The sequence below is a fragment of the Nonomuraea wenchangensis genome, assembly GCF_900111685.1.
Classification (GTDB): domain Bacteria; phylum Actinomycetota; class Actinomycetes; order Streptosporangiales; family Streptosporangiaceae; genus Nonomuraea; species Nonomuraea wenchangensis.
Genome location: NZ_FOHX01000009.1, coordinates 357,154 through 364,005, shown reverse-complemented (window position 1 = coordinate 364,005; position 6,852 = coordinate 357,154). Strand labels below are relative to the sequence as shown.

General features: G+C 71.3%; 6 protein-coding genes and 1 pseudogene. 5 read left to right on the top strand and 2 right to left on the bottom strand.

Translation table 11 applies throughout. From position 1 onward, the window contains the following. Positions 1-135: 135 nt before the first annotated feature. The gene (locus BMW85_RS49795; protein ID WP_177240920.1) at positions 136-312 is read right to left on the bottom strand and encodes a hypothetical protein; all 177 of its coding nucleotides are present in this window, start codon (positions 310-312) and stop codon (positions 136-138) included. Positions 313-414: 102 nt separating this feature from the next. On the opposite strand from BMW85_RS49795, the pseudogene BMW85_RS51360 reads away from it, so the two are divergent. The 3 genes and pseudogenes from BMW85_RS51360 to BMW85_RS27955 all read left to right on the top strand — a co-directional run. Beyond that, positions 415-681: pseudogene (locus tag BMW85_RS51360) on the top strand (ThiF family adenylyltransferase); the annotation flags it as partial. A gap of 774 nt (positions 682-1,455) precedes the next feature. Then, a complete protein-coding gene (locus BMW85_RS49790) occupies positions 1,456-1,905 on the top strand; it encodes a hypothetical protein (protein WP_177240919.1) in 450 nt (149 codons plus the stop codon). A gap of 62 nt (positions 1,906-1,967) precedes the next feature. Then, on the top strand, positions 1,968-3,314 hold the full coding sequence (locus tag BMW85_RS27955) for an ABC1 kinase family protein (RefSeq protein ID WP_091087061.1): 1,347 nt from the start codon (positions 1,968-1,970) through the stop codon (positions 3,312-3,314). Between the two features lie 603 nt (positions 3,315-3,917). On the opposite strand, the gene BMW85_RS27950 is transcribed toward BMW85_RS27955, so the two are convergent. Then, a complete protein-coding gene (locus BMW85_RS27950; RefSeq protein ID WP_091087059.1) occupies positions 3,918-4,382 on the bottom strand; it encodes a MarR family winged helix-turn-helix transcriptional regulator in 465 nt (154 codons plus the stop codon). 76 nt (positions 4,383-4,458) lie between these two features. Here BMW85_RS27950 and wrbA point away from each other — a divergent pair, with 76 nt between their 5' ends. Together wrbA and BMW85_RS27940 are read left to right on the top strand one after the other, a co-directional pair. After that, positions 4,459-5,139 carry an NAD(P)H:quinone oxidoreductase gene (gene wrbA, locus BMW85_RS27945; protein ID WP_091087056.1) on the top strand — a complete coding sequence of 227 codons (681 nt, stop codon included), beginning with the start codon at positions 4,459-4,461 and terminating at the stop codon, positions 5,137-5,139. Positions 5,140-5,168: 29 nt separating this feature from the next. Beyond that, positions 5,169-6,596: an MFS transporter gene (locus tag BMW85_RS27940; protein ID WP_091087055.1), complete on the top strand. Its 1,428-nt coding sequence runs from the start codon at positions 5,169-5,171 to the stop codon at positions 6,594-6,596. Positions 6,597-6,852: the final 256 nt, after the last annotated feature.

Below are 6,852 nucleotides of genomic sequence, written 5' to 3'. Positions count from 1 at the left end.
GGCGGCGGGCGGCGGGCGGCGGGCGGCGGGCGGCGGGCGGCGGCGACAAGTTATCCACAGGCGGCGCGGAACGCTCTCGGGATCATGCTCCGGCGTGCCAACCTTCCCGCCATGAGGCCCCGAGTGAAGCCCGCCCTACGGCGCGTCCTCCGCGACGAGCAAACCCTCCAGTACGGCGTGCACCCCCTGCGCGCTGTCGTGATGTCCGGCCTGACCCGGCCGATCCGGCAATGGCTGGAATGTCTCGATGGCACCCGCGATCTGGATCATGTCCTGAACGCCGCGACCGCCGCCGGTCTCGATGAGTGCCACGCCCGTTCCCTCCTCGACCAGCTCACCGCCCAGGGCACGCTGCACGACGCCGGGGCCTGCCCTGGCGTCCTGCGCGAAATCAGCCTGGCCGAGCGCGACCGGATGAGACCCGACCTCGACGCCCTCGACCTCGCCTCCACTTCACCGGACTGCGGTTTGGGGTTGTTGGCCCGGCGCCGTGCCTCCCGGGTGCGGGTCTACGGTGCCGGGCGGGTGGGGGCCCAGATCGTCGCTCTCCTCGCGGCGGCCGGGGTGGGGCACATCCGGGTGATCGATCCTGGCATCGTGCGGCCTGCTCACATCACGCCGGGCGGGCTGTCATGGGCGGAGGTGGGGATGACGCGGGAGGAGGGTGCGGCGGCCGTGGCCCGGCGGCTGACCTCCGGAGGTCGCCCGCCCGTCCCCGACATCCCGGACGACACCCCCGCGCCCGCTTTCCCTGGCTCTCCTGGTTCCCGCTCTGTCCAGAGCCCGGCCGGCGCACCCGTCGCCGCATCCCGGCCCTCGCGATCCGCCGTCCCGGGTCAGACGCCGCCGACGGCAGCACGTACGGGTGCGCATACGGAGGCCGGTCGCGGCGCGGGTACGGGTGCGGGTGCCGGTCGCGGCGCAAGTGCACGTACGGACGCCGGTCGCGGCGCGAATCCGCATACCGATGCCGGTCGCGATGCGGGCGCGCGTGCGGGCGCCGGTCGCGGTGCGGGGGCGCGTACCACGGGCGTCTCCGGCGCGGACGGGGGGTCGCGCGCTGGCGCTGTCGGCCGGACGTCCTCCCCTGCCATTCCGCAGGTTGCTCCCTCTGGTGGCTCTCCCGTGGGCAGGCACCGGGGCGCGGTGCCTCCCGCCGACGAGCGGTCGTCGGGGCGTGGGCGGCCGGCCGCGTGGCAGGGCACCGGATCCAGAGCGGGCACGGGGACGGGGACGGGCAGAAACAGGGGCGCGGACACCGGCACCGATATGCGGTACCTCGGTCGGCCGCCGAGTCAGCGGGCCGCTGAGTTGGCGGCGCGGCAGGAGGCGCTCGCGCCGCCCAGGAAGCCGCGCAACGGCCGGTACGTCGACGGTCATGACCTGGTCAGACCGACGGTCGAGGTACTTGCCGGAGGGACATATCTTGGGGATCAGTCGGATAGGCCGGATCTGGTGGTCATCGCGCCGGTCACGCCTCTGGACGGGGTGCTGGCCAACGAGTTGACCGCCCTCGGCATCCCCCACCTCCTGGCAGCCGCCTTCGAGGGGCATGGGATGGTCGGGCCGCTGGTCCTGCCGGGAAGGACCGCGTGCCTGCACTGCCTCGACCTCGCGCGGCGCGATCGCGACCCCGCCTGGGCGATCGTGACCGCGACGGTGGGCGGCTACCCGCCGGGCGAGATCGCCTGTGACGCGACCCTGGCGACGCTGGTCGCGGCCGAGACGGTCGGACATGCGCTTGCTCATCTCGACGGCAAGGATTCCGCTGTGACCAACGGCACAATGGACGTAACGCCTGATTGGCGCTGGAAAAGAAGCGCGTGGGAGCAACATCCGCATTGTCGTTGTATGCGAAACAATCCATCTCCGCTAACAATGGTCATGTCGCCTCACCGCGACTGACGTGCTCAGAGGACGACCACGAAGGGGGGAAGCGGACCTCTGCCGAGGTTCCGCGCATCAGTGTGAGCGATCTTCCACGCCGTGCTGTCACGCGCTCCGCCAAGCTGGCCACGCTTCCCCTCGGATTCGCCGGGCGTACCGCCATCGGGCTGGGCAAGCGGCTGGGCGGCAAGTCCGCCGAGATCGTGGCGCAGGAGGTTCAGCAGCGCACCGCCGACCAGGTCTTCAAGGTGCTCGGCGAGCTCAAGGGCGGCGCCATGAAGCTCGGGCAGGCCCTGTCGATCTTCGAGGCGGCGCTGCCGCCGGAGATCGTCGGCCCCTACCGCGCCACGCTGACCAAGCTCCAGGACGCCGCTCCCCCGCTGCCGGTCGCCACCGTCCACAAGGTGCTGGCCGAGCAGCTCGGCGACGACTGGCGAGAGAACTTCCGCTCCTTCGACGACCAGCCGACCGCCGCCGCCTCCATCGGCCAGGTGCACAAGGCCGTCTGGCACGACGGTCGCGAGGTGGCCGTCAAGATCCAGTACCCGGGGGCGGGCAAGGCCCTGCTCGGCGACTTCACCCAGCTCGCGCGGCTGGGCAAGCTGTTCGGGGTGCTGCTGCCCGGCCTCGACATGAAGGCCGTCCTGTCCGAGCTGCGCGAACGCATCGAGGAGGAGCTCGACTACCTCCGCGAGGCGCATGCCCAGCATGCCTTCGCCGGCGAGTTCCACGGCGACCCCGACTTCCTGATCCCCGACGTGGTCGCCGCCAACGAGATGGTGCTGGTCACCGAGTGGATGGACGGCGTCCCGCTGTCGCGCATCATCACGCAGGGCACCAAGGAGGAGCGCGACCGGGCGGGGCTGCTCTTCGTACGGTTCCTGTTCTCCTCGCCGGCGCGGGTGGGGCTGCTGCACGCCGATCCGCATCCGGGTAACTTCCGCATGCTGCCCGACGGCAGGCTCGGGGTGCTCGACTTCGGCGCGGTCAACCGGCTGCCGGACGGCTACCCGAGGGTGTTCGGGCAGCTGATGCGGATCTTCAACCATGGCGACATGGAGAGCGTCGTGACAGGGCTGCGCCAGGAGGGGTTCATCCGGCCTGAGATCGAGATCGATCCCGACGCGCTGCGGGCCTTCCTGGCGCCGTACGTGGAGCCGACGGCGGTCGAGGAGTTCACCTTCAGCCGCGAATGGCTCCAGACCCAGGCCGCCAGCGTCGCCGACCTGCGCCCTGGCAACGTGGTGCGCCAGCTCAACCTGCCGGCGTCGTACGTGCTCATCCACCGGGTGCACGCGGCGGGCGTGGGCGTGCTCTGCCAGCTCAACACCACGGCCCGGTTCCGGGACGAGGTGATCCGCTGGGTGCCCGGTTTCTCGGACGATCCGGACGACCTGCCCGACGACGAGGCCCTGGCCGTCAGCTGACCCCGGCCCCGGGGTTCAGGGCCTCCCGGTCCGCCTGCCCCGGTCCGCCTGAGCCGGTCCTGTCCTGGTGGTCGGCTCGTCGGTTGGGGGCGTGTGGCCGCCGGTGTTCTTCAGCGAGGACGGCCCGCTGCCCTGGTGGCCGTCGCGGGCTGATTTCGCGATCCGGCCATCGGCCTTCATCACTCTGTGTAATGATGCCAGGGCAGTTTCCTCGCGTGCCTCGACGATTCGGTCGGGTCGTCCGTCTGCGAGGGCTTCGCCCAGGCTTCTGTCTTCCGCGTGGCGGGGCCGTCAGGTAGCGGCGGGCGGGCGGGCCGAGGATCGGTGGGGTCACGGGTGACGGCGGGGCGCCGGCTCCAGTGCAACCGGCGACTCGCCGTCACCACATGGTCGGTGCAGGCGTATGCACGGTCGCTCGCTCACATGCGGGCGTTGCGCCGGCGATCCGCACGTGCAGCCGTTGCGCGATGATCCGCACGTGCAGCCGTTGCGCGATGATCCGCACGTGCTCCATGCCCGGCCGCTCGGCAGCCTCTGGGTCTCCAGGCGGGCGGGCGACGACGGTTGTGCAGGAAGAATCTGCTGAGAGAGCGTCCGATCGCGTCAAACGGCGTCGTCCTCCGGCGGACGGCGGGAGCGCCTGCTGTCCACGTTGCCGGTCAAGGTTCTGAGGATGCCGGGTAGTTCTGCGACGGTTTCGGCGGGAAGGCCGGCCACCGTTTCCTCCGCCAGGGCACACCATAGGCGCTTGACCTGGTCGGCCAGTGCCTTGCCGCTGTCGGTGAGCTCCACGATGCTGGCGCGCCGGTCAGAGGGGGCGGGTTCGCGGCGGATGTAGCCGCCGGCCTCGAGTTTGCGGGTCATGAGCGTGACGCTGGGCGGCTCGCAGCCGAGAGCCTCGCTGAGCTGGGACTGGATCGCGGGGCCGGTCCGCGCGAGTTCGAGCAAGAGCGCCTCTTGGCCGGGGTGCAGACCGAGGGGAGCCAGCAGCGTGGCGGCCCTGGCGCGGTGGCGCAGGCTCAGCAGGCGGATGGCCTGGTTGAGCGCATCGGCTTGCTCGAAGTCCATCGGCTCTCCTTGACAGATTAGTTATGCGCATAACTATTATGCGCATAACTAAGTCTATGACACCGAGGAGTCCCCCATGACCGTGAAGGTCGCCGTCATCTACTACAGCGCGACGGGCAGTGTTCACTCACTCGCGCAGGCCGTCGCAGAGGGCGCCGCCTCGGTCGGAGCCGAAGTACGGCTGCGGCGGGTCGCCGAACTGGCGCCCGACAGTGCGATCGACCACAACCCCTTGTGGCGGCGGCACGCCGATGCCGCCCGCTCGATCACCGAGGCTTCGGTCGAGGACCTGGCGTGGGCCGATGCGTTCGCGTTCGGTACGCCGACCCGGTTCGGCGGGCCGGCCGCGCAGCTCAAGCAGTTCATCGACCAGGCCGGTGGGCTCTGGCAGGAAGGAAGACTGGCGGACAAGCCGGTGACGTCCTTCACCTCGGCCTACAACCGGCACGGCGGCAGCGAGGCCACGATCCTGTCGCTGGCCAACGTCTTCTACCACTGGGGAGCGCTGATCGTACCGACCGGATTCACCGACCCGGCCGTGTACGCCGCCGGCGGCAACCCCTACGGCACCTCGATGACCGGCCCGGCCACGGACGGCCCGGACGCCGCGACCCTGGAGGCGGCCAGGTATCAGGGACGGAGGCTCGCGCAGATCGCGATCCGGCTGCTGGCGGCGGACGACCACGCCCCCGATGCCGCGGCAACCGACGGGAACGCCCGCGACGCCCTGGCCTCGATGACCTCCCTGACCGCGTGAGCGGCCGGGTTCGGCGCGGGAACGAAGCCATGACCGGCGTCGAGACCGCGTCTCAGCCGACCGGGCCGCCCGCCGCCCCCTCGTGGATGGTCATGGTGCTGGCGTGTGCCTGCCAGTTCATGGTCATCCTGGACTCGTCCATCGTCAATCTCGCCCTTCCCTCGGTCCGCGACGAACTCGGCTTCACCCTCACCGGCCTGGCCTGGGTGGTGAACGGCTATTTGCTCACCTTCGCCGGCTTCATGCTGCTGGGTGGTCGTGCGGCCGATATGTTCGGGCCGCGGCGGATGCTGGTCGCCGGCCTGTTGGTGTTCTCCGTCGCGAGTCTGGCCGGTGGCCTGGCGACCACTCCGCAGATTCTGGTGGCGGCCCGGGTCGCGCAGGGCGCCGGAGCCGCCATGATGGCCCCGGCCACGCTGGCCGTGATCAACACCTCCTTCACCGAGCCGAACGCCCGGGCCAGGGCGTTCGGCGCATGGTCTGCTGCCGGCGGTGTGGGTGGGATGGCCGGCGCGATCGCGGGCGGTGCCATCACCACCGGTCTGTCGTGGCGGTGGGTCTTCCTCATCAACGTGCCGATCGGCGCAGCGCTGATCGTCATAGCCATGATGGCGCTGTCCGGCACGCGCACCGGCAGGCGGGAGTCGCTTGACCTCGCCGGCGCGATCACCGGTACGGCGGGGCTGGCCGCGCTGATCTACGGGGTCATGCAGAGCGCCGATCACGGCTGGACGTCGGCGCTGGTCGTCGGGCCGGTCGTGGCGGGCCTGCTCCTGCTCGGCGTCTTCACCATGGTGGAGGCGCGTTTCGCCACCCAGCCGATGATGCCCCTGCGGCTGTTCAGGATGCGCGGGGTGGCCGTCGGTAACGGCATGCTGCTGCTGTTCGGGGCGATTCCCATCGCGATGTGGTACTTCACGTCGCTGTTCCTGCAGAACGTCCTCGGCTACAGCGCCCTGCAGGCAGGGCTCGGGCAGACGCCTGCCGCGGCGACGTTCCTGGTGGTCGCGCGGTGGGCCGCTCCCCTGCTGCCGCGGACCGGTCTGCGGCCTCTGGTGCTGGCCGGCAGCGCCTGCTTCCTGGCCGGTTTCGGCTGGCTCGCTCAAGCCCAGGCCGACAGCGGCTACCTCATCGGCGTGCTCGGGCCCACGCTGCTCATCGCGGCCGGTATCGGGCTCACTTTCCCCACCCTCATGGCCGTGGCCACCGCCGACGTGGCCGAGGGCGATGCGGGGATCGTCGGCGGTCTGGCCCACACCACGAGCCAGGTGGGCGGGTCGGTGGGTCTGGCGGTGTTCGCGACGGTCGCAAGCGCCACAGCCGCGTCGGAGGCCGGCGGGAATCCCTCGCCGGACGCGCTGGCCGCCGGCTACGGCCTGGTCTTTCTCATGGCGGCCGGGGTCGCCCTGGTCATCGCGGTGGTCAGCATGCTGCTGCCTCGGCACCGCCACGACTGACCGCGAACCCGAGCGCTCCGCGGATCGGTGAGGTCGCGGGTGACGGTGGGGCGCCGGCTGTGGTTCTGCTGGAAACGTTCCGCGGCACGGAGGGGCCCGGTGCGGATGGCGCCCGGTACGGAGGCGCCCGGTACGGAGGGGCCCGGTGCGGAGGGGCCCGGTGCGGATGGCGCCCGGTACGGAGGCGCCCGGTACGGAGGGGCCCGGTGCGGAGGGGCCCGGTGCGGAGGGGCCGTTCGCGGGTCCCTCCACCACC